The organism is Planococcus halocryophilus, from assembly GCF_001687585.2.
In the GTDB taxonomy this organism is placed as follows: Bacteria; Bacillota; Bacilli; order Bacillales_A; family Planococcaceae; genus Planococcus; species Planococcus halocryophilus.
The window spans coordinates 2968328-2987734 of record NZ_CP016537.2 but is presented as its reverse complement, the minus strand read 5'-3'; the positions used below and the strand labels follow the sequence as shown (position 1 = coordinate 2987734).

At 39.7% G+C, this 19407-nt stretch carries 22 protein-coding genes, 2 pseudogenes and 1 riboswitch; of the genes and pseudogenes, 18 read left to right on the top strand and 6 right to left on the bottom strand.

Annotation, left to right across the window (positions count from 1 at the left end):
- Window positions 1-8: 8 nt before the first annotated feature.
- The 6 genes from BBI08_RS14775 (at window position 9) to BBI08_RS14750 (ending at window position 3770) form a co-directional block, all read left to right on the top strand.
- On the top strand, window positions 9-203 hold the full coding sequence (locus tag BBI08_RS14775) for a PLD nuclease N-terminal domain-containing protein (protein WP_008498384.1): 195 nt from the start codon (window positions 9-11) through the stop codon (window positions 201-203).
- Window positions 200-1081, top strand: a complete 882-nt coding sequence (locus tag BBI08_RS14770) for an ABC transporter ATP-binding protein (RefSeq protein ID WP_008498385.1) — start codon at window positions 200-202, stop codon at window positions 1079-1081. The genes BBI08_RS14775 and BBI08_RS14770 overlap by 4 nt, the downstream gene beginning before the upstream one ends.
- A complete protein-coding gene (locus BBI08_RS14765; RefSeq protein ID WP_065528279.1) occupies window positions 1078-1863 on the top strand; it encodes an ABC transporter permease in 786 nt (261 codons plus the stop codon). The genes BBI08_RS14770 and BBI08_RS14765 overlap by 4 nt, the downstream gene beginning before the upstream one ends.
- Before the next feature lie 88 nt (window positions 1864-1951).
- Window positions 1952-2356: a VOC family protein gene (locus BBI08_RS14760; protein ID WP_008498387.1), complete on the top strand. Its 405-nt coding sequence runs from the start codon at window positions 1952-1954 to the stop codon at window positions 2354-2356.
- Between the two features lie 54 nt (window positions 2357-2410).
- Window positions 2411-3235, top strand: coding sequence for a metallophosphoesterase (locus BBI08_RS14755; RefSeq protein WP_008498388.1), 825 nt, complete (start codon window positions 2411-2413; stop codon window positions 3233-3235).
- 46 nt (window positions 3236-3281) lie between these two features.
- Window positions 3282-3770: a GNAT family N-acetyltransferase gene (locus BBI08_RS14750; protein WP_065528278.1), complete on the top strand. Its 489-nt coding sequence runs from the start codon at window positions 3282-3284 to the stop codon at window positions 3768-3770.
- A gap of 30 nt (window positions 3771-3800) precedes the next feature.
- Here the strand turns inward: BBI08_RS14750 and BBI08_RS16935 are convergent, their stop codons facing one another.
- Complete coding sequence (locus tag BBI08_RS16935; protein ID WP_082226470.1) at window positions 3801-4124, bottom strand: CHY zinc finger protein; 324 nt, start codon at window positions 4122-4124, stop codon at window positions 3801-3803.
- A 105-nt stretch (window positions 4125-4229) separates the two neighbouring features.
- Window positions 4230-4400: riboswitch (FMN riboswitch) on the top strand.
- A gap of 62 nt (window positions 4401-4462) precedes the next feature.
- On the opposite strand from BBI08_RS16935, the gene BBI08_RS14740 reads away from it, so the two are divergent.
- From BBI08_RS14740 to BBI08_RS14720, 5 genes and pseudogenes are all read left to right on the top strand, one after another.
- Window positions 4463-4744, top strand: a complete 282-nt coding sequence (locus tag BBI08_RS14740; protein ID WP_065528277.1) for a hypothetical protein — start codon at window positions 4463-4465, stop codon at window positions 4742-4744.
- Complete coding sequence (gene ribE / locus BBI08_RS14735; protein ID WP_008498392.1) at window positions 4745-5374, top strand: riboflavin synthase; 630 nt, start codon at window positions 4745-4747, stop codon at window positions 5372-5374. It begins immediately after the preceding gene.
- 17 nt (window positions 5375-5391) lie between these two features.
- Window positions 5392-6000 (top strand): annotated as a pseudogene (gene ribB, locus BBI08_RS14730) (3,4-dihydroxy-2-butanone-4-phosphate synthase); the annotation flags it as partial.
- Window positions 6001-6034: 34 nt separating this feature from the next.
- Window positions 6035-6499, top strand: coding sequence for a 6,7-dimethyl-8-ribityllumazine synthase (gene ribH / locus BBI08_RS14725; RefSeq protein ID WP_008432128.1), 465 nt, complete (start codon window positions 6035-6037; stop codon window positions 6497-6499).
- Between the two features lie 132 nt (window positions 6500-6631).
- Window positions 6632-7162: a histidine phosphatase family protein gene (locus BBI08_RS14720; RefSeq protein ID WP_065528276.1), complete on the top strand. Its 531-nt coding sequence runs from the start codon at window positions 6632-6634 to the stop codon at window positions 7160-7162.
- Between the two features lie 446 nt (window positions 7163-7608).
- Here the strand turns inward: BBI08_RS14720 and BBI08_RS14715 are convergent, their stop codons facing one another.
- Entirely contained in the window at window positions 7609-8232 is a 624-nt protein-coding gene (locus BBI08_RS14715; RefSeq protein ID WP_065528275.1) for a flavodoxin family protein, read from the bottom strand.
- A gap of 180 nt (window positions 8233-8412) precedes the next feature.
- Between BBI08_RS14715 and BBI08_RS14710 the strand changes: the two genes are divergently transcribed.
- From BBI08_RS14710 to BBI08_RS14685, 6 genes are all read left to right on the top strand, one after another.
- A complete protein-coding gene (locus tag BBI08_RS14710) occupies window positions 8413-10230 on the top strand; it encodes an LTA synthase family protein (RefSeq protein WP_040850991.1) in 1818 nt (605 codons plus the stop codon).
- Window positions 10231-10302: 72 nt separating this feature from the next.
- Window positions 10303-11316 carry a GTPase gene (locus BBI08_RS14705; protein WP_201764048.1) on the top strand — a complete coding sequence of 338 codons (1014 nt, stop codon included), beginning with the start codon at window positions 10303-10305 and terminating at the stop codon, window positions 11314-11316.
- A gap of 104 nt (window positions 11317-11420) precedes the next feature.
- Window positions 11421-12101, top strand: coding sequence for a response regulator transcription factor (locus BBI08_RS14700; RefSeq protein ID WP_065528274.1), 681 nt, complete (start codon window positions 11421-11423; stop codon window positions 12099-12101).
- Between the two features lie 28 nt (window positions 12102-12129).
- Complete coding sequence (locus tag BBI08_RS14695) at window positions 12130-13482, top strand: sensor histidine kinase (protein WP_008498400.1); 1353 nt, start codon at window positions 12130-12132, stop codon at window positions 13480-13482.
- A gap of 128 nt (window positions 13483-13610) precedes the next feature.
- On the top strand, window positions 13611-14477 hold the full coding sequence (locus BBI08_RS14690) for a peptidylprolyl isomerase (protein WP_083383324.1): 867 nt from the start codon (window positions 13611-13613) through the stop codon (window positions 14475-14477).
- A gap of 13 nt (window positions 14478-14490) precedes the next feature.
- A complete protein-coding gene (locus tag BBI08_RS14685) occupies window positions 14491-15684 on the top strand; it encodes a S1C family serine protease (RefSeq protein ID WP_008498403.1) in 1194 nt (397 codons plus the stop codon).
- A 62-nt stretch (window positions 15685-15746) separates the two neighbouring features.
- On the opposite strand, the gene BBI08_RS14680 is transcribed toward BBI08_RS14685, so the two are convergent.
- Window positions 15747-15959 carry a hypothetical protein gene (locus tag BBI08_RS14680; RefSeq protein ID WP_008498404.1) on the bottom strand — a complete coding sequence of 71 codons (213 nt, stop codon included), beginning with the start codon at window positions 15957-15959 and terminating at the stop codon, window positions 15747-15749.
- A 50-nt stretch (window positions 15960-16009) separates the two neighbouring features.
- The gene (locus BBI08_RS14675; RefSeq protein ID WP_008498405.1) at window positions 16010-16714 is read right to left on the bottom strand and encodes a type 1 glutamine amidotransferase domain-containing protein; all 705 of its coding nucleotides are present in this window, start codon (window positions 16712-16714) and stop codon (window positions 16010-16012) included.
- Window positions 16715-16817: 103 nt separating this feature from the next.
- Between BBI08_RS14675 and ytvA the strand changes: the two genes are divergently transcribed.
- Complete coding sequence (gene ytvA, locus BBI08_RS14670) at window positions 16818-17651, top strand: YtvA family blue-light photoreceptor (RefSeq protein ID WP_040851007.1); 834 nt, start codon at window positions 16818-16820, stop codon at window positions 17649-17651.
- 47 nt (window positions 17652-17698) lie between these two features.
- Here the strand turns inward: ytvA and BBI08_RS14665 are convergent.
- Both BBI08_RS14665 and BBI08_RS14660 read right to left on the bottom strand, forming a co-directional pair.
- Window positions 17699-18574 (bottom strand): annotated as a pseudogene (locus tag BBI08_RS14665) (SDR family oxidoreductase).
- 164 nt (window positions 18575-18738) lie between these two features.
- Window positions 18739-19371, bottom strand: coding sequence for a superoxide dismutase family protein (locus BBI08_RS14660; RefSeq protein WP_008498407.1), 633 nt, complete (start codon window positions 19369-19371; stop codon window positions 18739-18741).
- Window positions 19372-19407: the final 36 nt, after the last annotated feature.

The following is a 19407-nucleotide window of genomic DNA, read 5'->3' as shown; positions in this document are numbered from 1 at the left end:
AAGCAGAAATGGATCAAACTACAATGATTATGGCTTTAGTGCCAATTATTATTATTCAACTTGCTTTAATGATTTTTGCTTTAGTGGATTTAGTGAAAAATCCTAATCCAAATGGACCAAAGTGGATGTGGGGGATTATTATTGTCGTCATCAATATTCTTGGTCCCATTCTATACTTTGTTATTGGGAGGAAAAATTATTGAATATCCTAGAAGTTGAAAAGCTGACAAAACGCTATGGCGGAGAAAGTGTTGTTGAAGACCTTTCTTTCATATTAGAGAAAGGGACTGCTACAGCATTGATTGGTCCAAATGGTGCGGGGAAGACGACAAGTTTGTCGATGTTGGCTAATTTGTTATCTCCAACGAGCGGAAAAATCACAATGGAAAAAGACGTATCCCTTGGTTTTCTTCCTCAATATCCTCAATTTTTCCCATGGCTGACAGCAGTTGAATTTACAGAATTAGCAGCTAAAATAAGTGGTGTTGAAGCAAAACAAGCAAGGTTGCAATCCATAAAAACTTTAGAATTTGTAGGTCTTGAAAATGCTCTCCATAAAAAAATTGGCAGCTTTTCAGGAGGCATGAAGCAGCGCTTAGGTCTTGCGCAAGCGATCGTTCACCGACCTAACTTACTTTTACTAGATGAACCCATCTCAGCATTGGATCCAACAGGACGTCGAGAAATCATGAATTTATTAAAATCGTTACAACAAGATACGACCATTTTGTATTCTACTCATATTTTGAATGATGCGGAAGAAATGACAGATCAGCTATTATTCATGAGAGAAGGACGTTTGATTGAGCAAGGTTCTTTGAAGGAAGTTAAGAAAAAACATGCAGACCCGTGTATCCAGATAAAATTCAGAAACCATACTCATGCGTTAGAGTTTGTAGGCAGCCATACATGGAAGTGTGAAGTTGAAGAAAACCTTGTTCTAATACCGGTTTCTAAATCAGGTCCAACTATGCAACAAGTTCTTCATATCCTATCAACTGAAAAACAGGATATTGTAGGAGTCGAGTTTCAAGATGCATCCTTGGAAGAAATCTTTCTAAAGGTGGTTGCTGCTAAATGAACCAGTTTTTTATGCTATTAAAAAAAGAGCAGCTAGAAAATATACGTAATTATAAAATATACTGGATACCAGCAATTTTCATTCTTTTGGGCATACTAGAACCTACTACGAGTTATTTTCTTCCACAAATTATTGAGTCGTCTGGAGGCTTACCAGAAGGTGCAGTATTAGAAATACCGACGCCTATGCCAGAACAGGTGTTGGCGGCAATTGTGGAGCAATATCAAACAATTGGAATAGCGGTGCTGATTTTAGCTTATATGGGAACAATAGCAGGAGAGCGGAAAAGTGGGACTGCCACTTTGCTGTATGTTCGGCCCTTGTCATTTAGAGCGTATTTTTTAAGCAAATGGACGATGGCATCAATTATTTCTCTAGTCAGTGTCTGGCTCGGTTTACTGGCAGGCTATTACTATACATTCCTATTTTTTGGAGAAGTAGAATTGATCAAATTTTTGCAAATGGTGGGGACTTATAGTGTATGGGTGCTTTTTATTATGGCCCTTGTCTTGGTTGCGAGTGCCATTTCACCGAATAGCGGATTTGCTGCAGCAATTGCGTTTGCCACGTATTTGCTTATCCAATTAACTGATGGTTTGCTTGGACTGAACTGGACTTTTTCCCCCGGAAAAATCCCTCAATATGGACTAGAATGGTTAATAGGCGCTCCTGACAGTAGCGGTTTGTGGGGAGCTATTGGAATAGCGGTTCTACTTATCTTGCTTTTGTTCGCTATAGGGAGTTGGGCAGCTCAAAGAAATAAAGCAAAGACCAAAGTTTAGTTTGAAGTTTTATGATCCCGAGTGTGATTAGGTAGTTCACGCTTTTCTTCGGTTGAGCTGTTAAAATAGCATAAAGGAGCTGGGGGATATGCTGCATCATGTTGAGCTTAACGTTTCAAATTTGGTAGAAGCCAAATATTTTTACAGCAAACTATTGCCACCCCTTGGCTATTCGTTGTTTCAAGAATGGGAAGAGGGATTTAGTTATAAGGTAGGTTCTACTTATCTTGTTTTTGTGCAAACAGAAGATAAGTTTTTGCAAAGTCCATATCACCGCAAAGAAACAGGGTTGAATCATTTAGCATTTCACGCATCGTCACGCGCGCAAGTAGACGAAATGACGGAGAAAATGCAGCAATTAGGGGCCCGGATTTTATATCAAGATCTTCATCCTTACGCGGGAGGACCAGATTATTATGCGGTTTTCTTTGAAGGACCTGATCGCTTAAAAATAGAAATTGTCGCACCGAACGAAACAATCAGTAATGATTAAGGTTTATGTACGATGTGGTTAACAAAATTAGAATCGAATAGAGGCTAGTTGATTATGAAGAAGCTTGTAATTATTATCTTGTTCGCGCTAGTCATATGGGGCATCTTTTGGAGCAGTAATAAGTGGTTAGAAACCACCGAATATACAGTAGTATCTGAAGAGTTACCTGAGGCTTTTGATGGGGCGAAAATTGTCCAAATATCCGATTTACACAATGCGACTTTTGGAAAAAATCAATCGTCTTTAATAAAGAAAATACAATCCGCTAAACCCGATGCGGTTTTTTTAACAGGCGACTTTATCGACAGCAATCGCTATGATTTGTCAGCGAGCTTAGTGTTGATAGATGAAATAGTGAAAATGAGTAAAGTATATTTTGTTACTGGGAATCATGAAATAGCTTCCAATCAGGTTGAAGAAATTACAGCCGCTTTGCAAGAACGAGGTGTGATCGTCTTAGCAAATGATTCTGTAGAGTGGGAAAAGGGTAATGACACGATTCAAATTGCAGGAATTGACGATCCGCTAAGTGAGCCTGCAAGACATGGGGACGAGGTTACGCATGATTACCTTGAATCTGCTCGTTTGACCGATGATTTCACTTTATTATTAGTACATCGTCCCGAATACTTATCTACTTATGCAGAAGCTGAAGTGGATATTGTTTTTGCCGGACATGCTCACGGCGGCCAAGTACGTCTTCCTGGCATTGGTGGTTTGTATGCTCCAGGACAAGGGTGGTTTCCAAAAGTAACAGAAGGAATTTTTGATAAAGGTCAATCCCAAATGGTCGTCAGTCGAGGCCTAGGCAACAGTAATTTTCCTCTCCGAATTTTCAATCGTCCGGAAATTGTTGTAGTGACGTTGAAACGAGAATAAAGATTGATTCTCTTGATAGTAAGTGCAAAGAAGGAGGCAGCCTCTAATGATTAAAAAAAAGGAAGTTACATTGCATCGTTACTCTTCGAAACGCTCAATAGATTATGATTTACCAGTCGAGCAATTGGAATTTACACGCTTACCTAAAGAAATCGTGGAAAAAGATGCTAGTGATCCGTTAAAGCATTTCATTATCATCAAAGCACGTGGAGAAGATGCTGGATTTTTTGAGTTAGATGAATCAGAAGACCGCAAGAAATACTCTGATAATCCAAAGGCTTTATTGCTTAGAGGATTTTCGGTTAACCCGAAATTTCAAGGAAGAGGAATAGCAACGGGATCAATTTATGCGCTACCAGAATTTATGGAAGAGGCATTTTCGAATTTTGATGAAGTAGTGCTGGGTGTTAATGCACGCAACATACCAGCTCAACGGTTATATCAAAAAGCGGGATTTGAAGATACTGGTAGAAGAATTATGCGTACCAAAGGTGAGCACTATGTGATGTCTTTATCTATCCGAAAAACCAAGTGAGAGCAAATATGCTTTTGCTTGGTTTTTTGTTTACTCGAAATATAAGTGTTTGTGTAAATTACACCCCGGGTTGAACGCCGAAGAGCAAGATGGACAAGTCGAGGCACAATTTAAATACTCGGTAATTGTCAATTCATATCCGCAAGTACCACATAATATAGCTTTTTCGTGAAAGCGGTCGATTGGCCAAACTTGATGCTTCCTACAACCTTCAGCTTCATGACATTCAAAACAAGAGAAGTATTCTTGGCAACAGAAAAACTTAATAGCAATTCGGTCGATAGGTGAGTTGTAATGAATACAACGTGTTTCAGCATCTACGTTTATGCCTTTTACTTGTTGATGATGGGGCATCTCAGTTCCTCCTTTAGAAAAAAACTTCTTAATTTAAAATAATCAGTCTGATTTATAGGGTTCAGTTTCTTTCTATGCTACTATTAAAAAGACGAAACTACGAATCTAATTCTTCGGGGCAAGGTGAAATTCCTTACCGGCGGTGAGCAGGAAACTGTAAGTCCGTGACCCGGTTGGACGATGGAGAGCATAGGCCACTATGTTTTAAACGTCCAAACGGTGGAGCTGGTGAAATTCCGGCACCGACAGTTACAGTCTGGATGGGAGAAGAATTTAGAGATCGGCTTCGTTATGTGCCTCTTCTTTTCAATGTGTTGAAATTGAAAGGAGGAATTTGTATGACCAAACACCTTTATCAGGGAGTAGTCTCTGGAAATACAAGTCAACGGTCTTTAACCCTGCTCATTCTCTCAGCGGAAAACGAGCTTCTTCAAGGTACGAAAAATGGCCATCCGACTGGCCAACTTGATAAAGAAGCAGGGCACATTGTGTTATGGATTCAAACCCTTCTGAAATATTCTTTCCTCACCACCCATACGCCCCATGGTGGAAAGCACCCGAAAACTCGTAAGACCACAATTGAATACACTTTAGCGAACAGATTGGAGGAGTGTGCCTAAATGTTTACAGGTATTGTTGAAGAACTTGGACATGTTGCCTCAGTTCGCTCTAAGCCACAAGCAATGGAGTTAACCATTTCCTGTGCGCTGATTTTAGAAGACGTTAAGCGCGGAGACAGTATTTCCATTAACGGAGTTTGTTTAACTGTATCGACCTTTACTTCTAGTACCTTCACAGTTGATGTGATTCCGGAAACGGTCAAATCTTCAACGATGAAGGAATTGAAAGCAGGTTCCCGGGTAAATCTTGAACGCGCTATGCCAGCTAATGGACGTTTCGGCGGTCATTTTGTTAGTGGACATATTGATGGCGTCGGCGTTATCCGATCTGTGAAAAAAGAAGCAAATGCGATCACTAAAACAATCGAGCTTGAGCCTCAGCTGATGAAGTATATGATGCTAAAAGGATCAATCGCAGTAGATGGTACTTCTTTGACTATTTTTGCTGTTAGCCATAATACTGTGACGATTTCTCTTATTCCGACGACGCAAGAAGATTCGCTATTAGGAGAAAAAGGCATTGGTGAAAAGGTCAATATCGAATGTGATTTATTGGCAAAGTATACCGAGCGAATTCAAACAGCAGAACCAAAAATTAGCAGAAGCTGGCTAGCAGAAAACGGATTTTAAAAGGAGGCGCAACACAAATGTTTTACACGGTAGAAAAAGCCATTGAAGATTTAAAGAATGGTAAAGCCATTATTGTAATTGATGATGAAGATCGAGAAAATGAAGGCGATTTTGTTGCTTTGGCAGAATTCGCTTCACCTGAAATCGTCAATTTGATGGCGACCGAAGGAAGAGGTTTGATCTGTGTACCTATTGCAAAATCAATCGCCCAAAACTTACAAATTGGTCTAATGACGGACCATAATACAGATGAATATGGTACTGCTTTTACAATCAGTGTGGATCATAAAGATACGACGACAGGAATTAGTGCTTTTGAACGCTCTCATACAATTACTAGCTTAGTGAAGCCAGATGCTACGGCCACTGACTTTAAACGTCCAGGACATATCTTTCCTTTGATCGCAAAAGATGGTGGCGTCCTTGAACGAACAGGACATACTGAAGCAGCTGTGGATCTAGCGAAGCTTGCAGGTTCACCTCCAGCAGGAGTTATATGTGAAATTATGAATGCTGATGGCACAATGGCGCGTGTTAACGATTTGTTACAAGTGTCAGAACGTCTCGGTCTTGGTATTTTGACGATTAAAGATTTAGTAACGTACCAACAAAAACAACAAAACATGACAACTTATTAATCTACTAGAGGAGATGGATTGCATGACTGTACATTTTGAAGGATATTTAAACGGTGAAGGTTTACGAATTGGGATAGTAGTTGGACGTTTTAATGAGTTTATTACAAGCAAATTATTAAGTGGAGCAGAAGATGCTTTAAAACGTCATGGCGTTGGAGAAGACGATGTTTCGATTGCTTGGGTACCTGGAGCTTTCGAAATTCCGCTTGTCGCGAAAAAGATGGCGATGAGTGGAAATTATGATGCCATCGTTACGTTAGGGACAGTCATTAGAGGCGCAACTCCTCATTTTGATTATGTTTGCAGCGAAGTGGCTAAAGGCGTATCAAGAGCTAGTGATCATGCAGATATCCCAGTTATCTTTGGTGTGTTAACTACAGACTCGATCGAACAAGCAATTGAACGTGCAGGCACAAAAGCAGGCAACAAAGGCTGGGAATCAGCAGCAGGTGCTATTGAAATGGCAAACTTGATGAAAAAATTATAATTTATGACTCCTGAGCTTATGCTCGGGAGTTTTTTTGAGGTTAAAAAATGTAATTTGGGGAATGTGTGATATAGCGAGAAATACTTAATGTAATTAGTTTAAGAAATATCAATTGAAATAAGGTGGAGAATGATGGACAAAACAATTTATCTAATTAGACATTGCCAAGCAACTGGCCAAGCGCCAGAAGCGGAGCTAACAGAGATAGGTAAAAAACAGGCAAAGGATTTAGCGGAATTTTTTCAGCAACGGAAAGTTGTTCATTTTGTTTCAAGTCCGTTCATGCGAGCGATTCAGTCTATCGAGCCGGCTGCTAAGCAATTGGGGTTACCGATTGTGATTGATGGTCGCTTAGCTGAACGCATATTAAGTTCGGAAGATTTGTCAGATTGGATGGAGAAGCTAGAAGCGTCATTCGAAGATGAGGAATTGAAGTTTGTTGGAGGCGAATCGGGTAGAGAAGCAACAACTCGTGCAATAGCAGCATTACAGGACATGAAAGATGGTACCGCTGCGGTAACTCATGGAAACTTGCTAGGGTTACTGTTAAAAAGTATCGATTCTCAATATGACTTTTCAGCATGGGGGAAATTGACCAACCCAGACGTTTTTAAAGTGGAAATAACTAATGGACAAACATCGGTAGTCCGCTTGTGGCAGTAATTACATAGAAAAACTGACAGCAGAACTGCTGTCAGTTTCAGACTGTAGACAAAAGAATATTTACTCAATTTTGTATGCATATAGGATTCTCCGCACTTAGTGGACGCTTTCCGCGGACTCCGCGCTGAGCCTCCTCGTCGCAAGCTCCTGCGGGGTCTCATCACTTCGTTTTTCCGCTGGAGTCGCCACTAGGTGCTCCGAATCTTTAAGCGAGTGGGTAAATTTTTTTGATAGGTTACTTTTATGGTGAAGCGCACTCAAATATCTCATAGTGATCGAAGCTGGAAACCTTCAACTAGGTTGGTCACGAAGACTCCTATGGGACAGCGAAAGCTGAAGACCCCGCAGGAACGCCAGTGACGAGGAGGCTGAAGCTGAGCCCATGGAAAGCGCAGTGGCCAGCCTAGTTGAAGATTATGCATCATTATTCAGTTTGTTGATGAATATTATTCAAGTGTATTTCCTTCACTTGGAATGGGGTTGTTTTTAAGTATACCTGCAAAATGATACGTATTATAAGCAAGTCGTCTAATTGCTTTTTTAGTAAATTCATTATCTTTTTTAGTATCCATATAAGATGGACCAGGTCCTGCTTCACCAACCCAGTACGCATCGACATTTGGAGGTACAACAAATCCAATATGAGAAAGTGCGTAAAGAACAGAAGCTGCTGCGTGTTTCGCACCATCTTCATTACCGGTGATTGCAACGCCACCAACTTTATTGTAGAAAATAGATTGTCCTTTATCGTTAGTAACGCTACTGCTAGCGTAAAGACGTTCAATGGTTTGCGTCGCTAACGAGCTTTTTTCTCCAAGCCATAAAGGAGTACCGATAATCACAATATCTGCGGCCATTACTTTTTCAAAAACTTGTGGCCATTCATCCCCTTCACCCATGTCCGGTTGAACACCATAGGCAACAGCGTAATCGGCTAAACGAACAATTTCAGATTCTACACCTAATTGATTATAGTGAACTTGAACGTCTTTTATGAACTCTTCCGTATGGGAAGGTTCTTTAGAATTTTTTAGTGAAGTGTTGATGAAAAGTGCTTTTAAAGGTTGCATCGAATCGCTCCTTTTAGTTAGTCAGGCTCACTCATTAAAACGAATAGCTAGCTTGTCTTATAGTTGACCTGCTGATTGTTAGTGTAGTCTGGATAACACTATACATCCTTTATTCCCTATTAAATTGAATATATGCAACATTCAACTTAGTTTTTCGTCTGTAGAAAAGAGGTGCTCTGTGTGAAGAAAATAAATCTTATGCCATATGTCCTTATTTATCTCTTATTATTAATTAAAGTAAGTGCTTTTCGTGTGCTTATTTTTAATGAAAAATCAATTTGGCATATTATCTTAATCGAATTTCCAATGTGGGCATTTTTGCTATCTGTCGTTTTATTAGTTGCTCATAAAAAAATGTGGCGAGCAGTTTGGTTATTTAACTTGCTGGTCTCCGTCATTTTTTTTACGATTACCTTATACATGCGTTACTATTCTACAATTCCTTCTTATTACGATTTGCAGCAATTGACGCAATCTGGCTCTGTTGGTGGGACTATTACGATGCTCTCAAATCCATGGGATTTTTTGTTTTTCCTCGATGCTTTGGTGCTCTTTTTTTTGGCGCGTCGCTGGAAAAATCCAGTAAAGCTAATTGCTTTGAAACATGTAGCGGTTAGTATGGCAGCGATTTGTGCTATTACGGTAGTCTATGCTCTTCAGCAGTCGATCATCGATGTCTCCTATTTTGCGAAAGAACACGGTTATTTGCAGTCTCAAGTAGCTCAATTGTATAACCGTTCGACAGATAGCGCACATGCTTCTTCGAGTAAATTAACAGAAAGAGAATTAGAGGAACTAAAAGGCAATAAATTTGTAGAAGTTCGTGAACATGATAGTTTTGGAGTTGCGGAAGGACGCCATTTGTTCATCATACAAGTCGAGTCTTTACAAGAATTCGTTCTAGACAAGTCATTAAATGGACAGGAAATCACGCCAAACCTCAATCAACTGCTGAGTGAAAGTGCTTATTTTTCAAATGTATTTCAACAAGTAGGAGCTGGAACAACTTCTGATGCCGAGTGGATTGTAAATACAGGACTTTATCCACAAGGGATGATTCCGACATCAAATAGCTTGTCCGGAAAAGAAGCACCTTCGTTAGCACGAGCATTAAAGGAAAAAGGTTATGGGTCGGCAACGTATCATGCTGATGAAGTGACATTTTGGAACCGTGATGTGCTTTATCCAGTTCTTGGATACGAAGAAGTTTTTTCGAGTGAAGACATACCAAACGTCAAAGAAGTTGGCTTTGGACCAGCAGATGAAGTGTTGTTCGATTTTGTGGCAGGCGAATTACCGCGACAGCTCGAAACGTATGAGAGAATTTATGCGAATATTGTCACGGTAACGAGTCATACACCATTTGAAATGCCAGACACTATGCAATATTTAGATCTCCCTTCTGAATATGAGGGTACGTATATCGGGAATTATTTGCAATCAGTTCGTTATACAGACGAGCAAATTGGTTCGTTCATTCAAGAGTTGAAAGACCGAGAGATTTACGATGAATCGTTAATCGTTATTTTAGGAGACCATTCAGGTATGCATGGCAGCTTAGTAACAGAAGAAGATCATCAATTGTTAAGTGAGTTTTTAGGGCATGAATATTCGTTAAAAGATCAATTTACCATTCCGCTATTGTTTACAGGAGGAAATCTTTTTGAAGAAACGGAAATGACCCGCCTTGGCGGTCAAACCGATATTATGCCAACGGTACTAGCGTTACTCGGAATCGATCATGACTATCCGATGATGGGACATAACTTATTTCAGTACAAAAAGAATTTAGTAGGTATGCGTTATTATTTGCCAGGTGGTTCTTATATTCAGTCTGAACAATTTTATAAAGCACCGGGAGCTAAATTGCCAGACGTTCTATACGATTTGAAGACTATGGAAAAACGCAATAAAAATAGCGCAGCTAAAAAACACATTAAAGATACGGAAACGTTAATGAACTATGCAGATACATTATTGAAAGTCTACACTGAGTAATAATTCCCATAATTCAAGAAAAACTGTTAAAGTGAATAATAAGTAAGTATGCGCGAGGGGAGAACGTGAGTTATAGTGAACGAATTTGAAAAAGAAGTAATGCAAGCGATGGATAAAATGTTTGAAAGAGAAATGAGAAAAGTGAACGATTCTCTTGAACAGGAACTTTTGATTTCGTTAATCGGTGAAGTGAATGCCGGCAAATCTTCCACCATCAACAAAATCATTGGAGAAAATATTGCTAGCACAAATCCAATGCCAGGAGAAACGGTCAGCGTAGATCCTTATAATATTCGAGGGTTGGAAAACATCAAATTTATGGATACACCTGGCTTAAATGATCCAAATGACGAGAACCCTAAAAAAACCTTGGAATTTGTTCAGAAGTCCGATGTGGTCTTGTTTTTCCTTAATGCTGCAGGGACAGTGTTTTCTGAAAGCGAAAAAGAAAAGTTCAATGAAATTGAAAAACACAACAAAGATATTTTGATCGTCTTAAATAAAATCGATGCCGCAGAAGATGTTCCATCCATTGTTAAATTTATAAAAGGACATACTGCCAATAAATACAAAGTTATTCCGATTTCCTCCAAAACAGAAGAAAACTTGGATCTCTTAAAGAAGGAAATTCTTTTTTTGCTCGAAAAGAAGGGTAAGGACTTGCTCTTCGCCAAAAGCATAAAAGAAAAGTCCGCTGCCGCCAATCGTTGGATTATTGGTGCAGGTGTTTCAGCAGGTGTAATTGGCGCGTCACCAATTCCAGGTTCTGACGTATTGCCGCTTACTACGTTACAGGCAGGCTTAATCATTAAATTATCCAAACTTTACGACAAGCCATTAACTAAAAAAGCGGCGAAAGACATGATTATTGTCACTGCGACGAAAACAATCGGTCACACCATTTATCGCCAGGCGCTAAAATTTATTCCTGGGGCGGGCTCGATTATTGGTGGCACTGTTGCCTCGTCTATGACTTTAGCACTCGGATATGGCGTGAAATACGCGTATGAAAAAAACATCGACATTGATTACGACATGATCGGTTCTTTGTTCGAGAAATTGAAAAAAAATGAGCAAAAAGCATAAAGATTGTCGAGCCGCTCTTCTTTTATAGAAGAGCGGTTTTCAATTTTCTTGCGTCTTTCGGATTTGTCATTTAACTTTAAGAGAAAGATAGACGGAGGTGCGGGATGAGAATATTGGTCGTAGAAGACAACCCGAGTGTCAGTTCTATGCTGGAATTGTTTTTTTCAAAAGAAGGAATTAACGGGGAGTTTGCAGCAGATGGACTAGAAGGTTACCAGAAATATAAAGAAGGCGGACATGATTTACTGATTTTGGATTGGATGCTTCCAGGAATGGATGGAATTGCTTTATGCCGCAAAATTCGAGAAGAAGGAAGCGCTGTCCCGATCATCATGCTAACAGCAAAAGACAGCGAATCCGATCAAGTTATTGGCTTTGAAATGGGTGCAGACGATTATGTCACAAAACCATTCAGCCCATTAACATTGATGGCACGTATAAAAGCCGTGACAAGAAGAGTCCAAAAATCGGAACCTGTATCAGACTTAATTCGAACCTTTCATTTTACTGTCAATAAAGAGACGCGCGATATTAAAAAAGATGGACAAGCGGTTGATAGCCTAACACCAAAAGAATTCGACTTATTGGTATTTTTTCTGCAACACCCAAAGCAAGTATTCAGCCGAGAACAATTATTGGAACAAGTATGGGGATATCAATTTTATGGTGATGAACGGACAGTAGATGTTCATATTAAACGTTTACGCAAAAAAATAGACGGAGGGGACAAGCTGTTCCATACAGTATGGGGAGTTGGCTATAAATTTGAAGAACACGCGAATTAAGTATTTTTACCAGCTGATTGCTAGCCACATGAGTATTTTATTGATTGCTTTTTTGATTTTGAGTATTTTATTTGTTCGTTTCGTAGATGATTTTGCTTATGCTGAAAAGGCGGAAGAATTGGAGAAATACGGTGGGCAAATCATCGAAGAGCTTGAGCGAGAACGCCCTGGGACCAATCTGCAATCTTATGTCTCTATATTAAAAGCGCAAAATATCAGTTTTATCGTTTTTGATCAGCAAAGTCGGATTATGTATCCGGTGTCGGGTTCTTTTCCCCCTGTAGAGCTGACATCAGAAGAATGGAACGTCATTGAACGAGGTGAGACATTGACCGTCAACCGGGACGTTGAACGATTCGAACTATCGGTAACATTTGTAGCGATGCCGTATTTCGAAAACGAACAATTAGCTGGAGGGGTTCTTCTTGCTGCTCCTGTTAGCGGAGTAAGTGAAATGATTGCCGAATTGAATAAAACCTTAGTCACTGCGGTGTTAATTGCCCTAGCTATCGCATTGCTTCTTAGCTTAGGGTTATCCAAAATGCATGTTAGTCGAATCAAACGTATGCGAAAAGCGACATCTATGATAAGTGAAGGTCATTACGATGTGAATTTACCAGAATCAAATTTCGATGAGTTTGGTGATTTGGCGCATGACTTTAATAAAATGGCCGAAAAACTTCAACAATCTAACGAGGAAATCGATCGACTTGAAAACCGCAGACGGCAATTTATGGCGGATGTTTCCCATGAAATGCGGACACCGTTAACGACCATTGCCGGGATAATGGAAGGCCTGCGCAACAATATGATTGAAGAAGGTCAACGAGAAAAAGGCGTTCGTTTAGCGAGTGAAGAAACAAAACGCCTAATGCGTTTAGTAAATGAAAACTTGGATTATGAAAAAATCAGATCTAATCAGGTGATATTAACAAAAGAAGAAATTGAAGCGGATGAGCTCTTGGAGATTATTCAAGAGCAGCTTTACCTACAAGCAAAAGAAAAAGGCAACCAAATTGTTATTCATACGAACCCTGGGGATGTTATTTATGGGGACATGGATCGTTTAATCCAAATTCTTATGAACATCGTGAAGAATGCTATTCAGTTTACTGAGAACGGTATGATTACAGTCTCAACTCATATGGAAGCGGAACAAATGAGGGTAACGATAGAAGACAATGGAGCAGGCATTGACGTAGAAGAAATTGATCTGGTGTGGCGTCGTTTTTACAAAGCGGACTTGTCACGCGGAAGCGGTCAATTTGGACTTGGGTTATCTATCGTCAAGCAACTGGTGACGCTCCATGACGGAGAAATCCATGTTGAAAGTAAAAAAGGACAAGGAACGAAATTCATAATTCACTTGCCAAAAAAATGAGCTGAGGTAATAACCTTTAGCTCTTTTTTTTGTGTAGAAAACTTTATATCTTTGTTAAAACTCTGGTCATAGTTTATTCACAACTGCTTGTTAAGCTAGTAATAACGAATAGGGAAAGGGGAATAAAGATGAAAAAAATGATTTATATTTCGATGGGTGTATTAGCGGCAACCGCTATTTTTATACTAGCTGCTTTTAATGGCGATGAAACGGTCGCAAAAGTAGGAGACAAGGAAATCACTAAAGAGGCATTGTATGAAAAATTAGTAGCTACTTCGGGGGCGGCAACACTTGATGCAATGATTTCCAACGAAGTGGTCAATCAAGAAGCAGAAAAAGCAAAAGTTGAAGTGACACAAGAAGAAATCGATACAGAAATGGCTGTTTATGAAGAGCAATATGGTGGTGCAGAAGCACTTGAACAAACGCTTGCTTCAAGTGGTATGTCGATAGCAGATTTAGAAGAAGAAATGAAAACCTATTTGAAAGTTGAAAAAATCATCGGACCTGACATTGAAATAACAGATGAGCAAATTAGTACTTATTTCGAAGAAAACAAAGAAACTTTCGAACAAGCTTCAAAAGTAGAAGCGAATCACATCTTGGTAGAAACTCAAGAAGAGGCAGATAAAGTAAAAGCGGAATTAGATGATGGTGGTAATTTTGCCGAACTAGCAGCTAAGTATTCAATAGATACAAGTAACGCTGAGAATGGCGGAGCATTAGGCGAGTTTGGTGCCGGTGAAATGACACCCGAATTTGAGGAAGCCGCGTTTAGTTTGAAAGTAGATGAAATAAGCCAACCTGTAGAAACAGATTACGGTTTTCATATCATCCAAGTAACTGGCAAAACAGAAGCAACTGAAGCCAATTTGGAAGATAGCAAAGAACAAATAAAAGAAACGTTGTTTGATGAAGCGTTAAATACGAAATATGCGGAATGGTTAGCAGAAAAAACAGAGTCATATAACATTGTTAACGAATTAGCAGAATAAGGAGGACATAAAGATGGGCTATTATAATTCAACTGAACCAAAAAAGAACAAAAAAGGCTATTTTGCTTCTAGCTTTACAGGGTTGATCGCTGGAGCGTTATTAGTAGGCGTTATTTTGCCAAGTGTGACGGATGGAGAAGTTGAAGGCGCAGCGACAACTTCAACAAACCAGGCCGTTAGTGGATTGCAAACAACATCTACAGTTGTCACTTCAGATGTGACCAAAATTGTAGAGGAAACTTCTAGTGCTGTTGTGGGTGTTTCTAATTTGCAAGTTGCACAGCAAAATCCTTTTGAATCACAGACAGGTGATAAGAAAGAGTCACAAGAAGCAGGTGTAGGATCTGGCGTCATTTATAAAAAAGACGGCGACATGGCTTATATCGTTACTAATAATCATGTAGTAGAAGGTGCTCAAGGTGTAATGGTCACTTTGGCCGATGGCACGGAGCTGGATGCCGAAGTACTTGGGACCGATATTTGGACAGATTTAGCTGTCTTAAAAGTGCCTGGTGAAAGTATTGAAACAGTTGCAGAATTTGGAGATTCCTCTGTACTACAAGCAGGAGAACCGGTTATTGCAATCGGGAATCCATTAGGTCTTCAATTTTCTGGCTCTGTCACAACGGGAGTTATTTCAGGAACCGAACGTTTAGTTCCGCTTGATATCAACCAAGATGGGACAGAAGATTGGCAGTCAGAAGTTCTTCAAACAGATGCAGCGATTAGCCCCGGAAATAGCGGAGGCGCATTGATCAATGCACAAGGGCAATTGATCGGCATTAACTCGATGAAAATTTCGCAAGAGGCTGTAGAAGGTATTGGACTAGCGATTCCAATCAACACCGCGATTCCAGTTATTTCCGATTTAGAAGCTGAAGGTGCTGTACACCGACCATCTATGGGCGTAGCTATTTTGGATTTAGCTGAAGTGCCGGCGCAATACCGCACTAGCCAGTTGAATTTGCCTTCAGAAATTGAAGGCGGTATTGTCGTTCAATCGGTAGTCGAAAGCTCAGGAGCAGCTTCTGCAGGCATGGAAACATATGATGTTATTGTTGAATTGGACGGAAAGTCAGTAAATTCGGTTTTGGAACTTCGACAGTATCTATATAATGAAACAAAAGTCGGCGACACATTAAAAGTGAAAGCTTATAGAAATGGTGAACTACAGAATTTCGAACTAACATTAACCGAAAATAATTAATATTAAAGAGGCTTTCCGATTGTCGGAAAGCCTCTTTTTATCGTGAATGTACACGTCTGTAATCAATCGAAAATTCCAAACCAATCAGTACCGAACCCAAAACCAACAATAACAAGAACTAAAATAACAAAAATAATCATACCGAGTTGTAACGGTTTATATCCTGTTACTCGTGGCTCTTGAATCCCTTGTTTTTCTTCGGGGGAACGATGTTTTGCTTCTTCTTTGGTTGCTTCCATGTACTCTTCTTCATGATCTTTATGATCATTGCTCATACAAATGCCTCCTCGAAATCGCTATTATTTTTTTCCTGTTTAAAGTAGCGCTAACTGGTGAATTTTTCTTCCAATTTAAGCGTTCGCTCTGTTAGTTTTTGAGCCAGTTCTCTGCCAAACAGTTCAGAAGATTGGGGGTCACGTCCAGTAAGGATTTGCTTACTACCCCAAACTACATAGGCGTCATGATCTTTTTCTTCGTGATAATTGGCTATTTTGTTTAATTCGTCTTCCAGGCTGAAAGGCAACAAATCTACAACTTCTTTTGGTTCTTTATCGTTTGGATAACCAGTTACTTTTAGACCTTCAAGCAAATTGCGTCCTTCTTTTGTTTTCGTATAAATCAATGGAGCAGGTCCGTGACAGACGGCAGACACGATACCACCTGTTTCATAAACAACATTAATCACCGCGTGCAAATCTTCATTATGTGCTAAATCAAACATGGCGCCATGTCCACCAACAATCATGATCGCATCGTAATCACTAGCTTTGACATTAACAATTGGCATTGTTTTGTCCGCAATCCCTGATTCATATTGTTTTTTGTATATACCGTTCGGGTCATAATCTGCGCTAACACTTATTGGGTCGACGATAGGTTTACCTCCGTCGATAGAAGCTAGTTCAACAGTGTGACCTTCTTTTTCAAGCTCTAATGCAGGGGCAAACAGTTCTTCTGCCCACCAACCGGTTACGTAATTATGTTCTTCATCTGTATAGCCACTCGATAACACTGCTAATACTTTTGCCATTATATCTTCCTCCTGTATGAAAGATTCTTTGTTCTTTTATTTACCCTATGAAAAGAACATGAAACGCGAAAGCGGAGGAGTCTTTGGATTTCGCTTTGTGGTTATGCTAGGATTATTTTATGAAACGAAAGACGAGGTGGACCGCTTGAAGGAGTTAAACCATGAAGTACAAGTAACTTTGCTTGAAGCTATGTTAGATGGTAGTAAAGTGGGCACGATTGTGACCGATCCATCGCAACCGGATAATCCTATTATTTATACAAACAAAACCTTTATAGATATGACGGGTTACTCGCAGGAAGAAATAATTGGCCGGAATTGCCGCTTCTTACAAGGAGCGGGTACAGCTAATGAAGATATCGAAAAGATGAGAACGGCAATTGCTGCTGAAGAAAAAGTCGTTTTAACAATCCAAAATTACCGTAAAGACGGCTCGCCATTTTGGAATCGGCTAGTTATTGATCCGGTTCGAATTGAAGGGGATTTGTACTTTATCGGTACTCAAACAGATATTACTCTCGAGCGTTCTCAGCAACAAGCAATTATGGCCAACGAAAATGAGATTGAAAAATTGATGTTGCCAATCTTATCTGTACAAGAAAATGTAGCAACTGTAGCACTCGTTGGAACAATGTATCATCATCGCTTTGAAACGTTGAAAGTTAAAGTTTGTGAATATGTTCAATCGAATCGCATTGAATACGTCATCATCGATATTACCGGTTTATCTTGGAAAGAAAATTCACCACTTTATTGGTTTAAGCAGATTTACGATGCACTTCGAATTATGGGAAGCAAGCTTTATGTAACAGGTATAACCGTAGCGGCGGCACAACAATTCTCTAATGATTTAGACCGTGATAGTCGATTAGTTACATTCTCAACAATTGAAAGAGCATTAACTTTCATCGCACAAGAAGAAAAAAAGCAAAAATAATATAGGGTGAATAAACAAACAGACTCAGCCTTGGCTGAGTCTGTTTTTTAAGAACTAATAAAGTCACCGCCATTAATATGAATGGCTTGGCCAGTTACGTAAGTAGAATCTTTAGAAGCTAGGTATACGTAAGCGGGAGCCAATTCGGAAGGTTGACCGCGTCGTCCTAATAATGTGTTTTGACCATGTTTTTTGACTTTCTCGGCATCGAAAGTTGAAGGGATTAATGGTGTCCAAATAGGTCCTGGAGCTACTGAATTCACACGAATCCCTTGATGCGCAAGATTGGCAGAGAGAGAACGTGTAAAACTCGTGATGGCTCCTTTCGTTGATGAATAATCAATTAGACCAGGAGAACCTTGATAAGCTGTTACAGATGAAGTGTTAATGATACTGTCTCCTTTTTGCAAATGAGGAAGAGTAGCTTGTGTCAAATAGAACATACTGAAAATATTAGTAGAGAACGTCTCCATTAATTGATCAGGGCTAATGGCTCAAAAATCTTCTTGTGGAAATTGTTTGGCAGCATTATTTACTAAAACATTTAATTGGCCAAGTTCAGAAATGACATCTACTACAAGTTGGTTGCAATTTTCTACGTCACTAATATCTGTAGCAAATTTAACACCTTTTGCGCCGTATGATTCAATCGCCTTTAAAGTTTCTTCTGCATCTTCGTGTTCATCAAGATAAGCAATTGCAATACTCGCACCTTCTTTGGCATAAGCTACTGCTACTGCGCGACCAATGCCGCTGTCTCCGCCGGTGATAAGTGCAACTTTACCATCAAGCTTACCTGAGCCTACATAATTCTCGTCATCATAAATTGGCTCAGGTTGCATTTGTTCTTCTGAACCGGGTTGTGTAGATTGTTCTTGTGGATTAACTTGTTCATCTATTTTTTCGAATTTATCTTTTGGCATGATGAATCCTCCTCTAGATTAAGTAGTATTTAACGTCAATATTCCCGCCAATAATTTACTTAAACACCATATAGAAAAACTAAATAATTGGATTTAGTAAAAACGACAATGCCCACTCTGAAAGAAGGATTGTCGTTTTAGTTCGTTTTCTGTCTCGTTTATTGCTATTCTGCAGTAATAACTCCACAAGCAACTCGGTCACCTGAATCACCAGAAGGATCGGTTATTTGGTCATCTTCTCCTGCATGAATAACAAGGGCAGTTCCTCCCTCTTTAAACAATGAATTTTCTTCGTCAATTTCAAGTGTGACATTTTCAGCTTTAAACTCTTGGGAAACTGTGCCGTCTTCCCCTACTTCAATATTCGGTAAATCACCAGCATGCGGACCATCAGTGTTGTCTATGCCATGCATTGAATTTTCTGGGTTAAAGTGATCGCCAGCCGATTTGAAATCAGGAGTTTCGCATTTTCCTGCTTGGTGAAAATGAATGCCGTGCATACCTGCTTCCAAGTCCTCAATTTGAAGAGCTACTGCCACGCCATCCTCTTCATCAGTCAATTCAGCAGTCCCTATTGCATTCCCATCCCCGTTTATTAACTGGACAGTTACCATAACGATCTCGCCACCGTTAGTAGGTGCACTTTCAGTGGTATCTTGATTGGCTGTACTGTCGTCGCTCGTTGTTTCTGTTGCACCATCAGATTCGGTAGGTGGCTCATCTGTGGTGTCATTTCCACAAGCTGCTAGAAATACGAAAAGAGTCAAGAGTAAACCGAGCAAAAACCAACGCTTCATCTGAATTCCTCCCTTGAAATTGTGTTACTCTTCCTT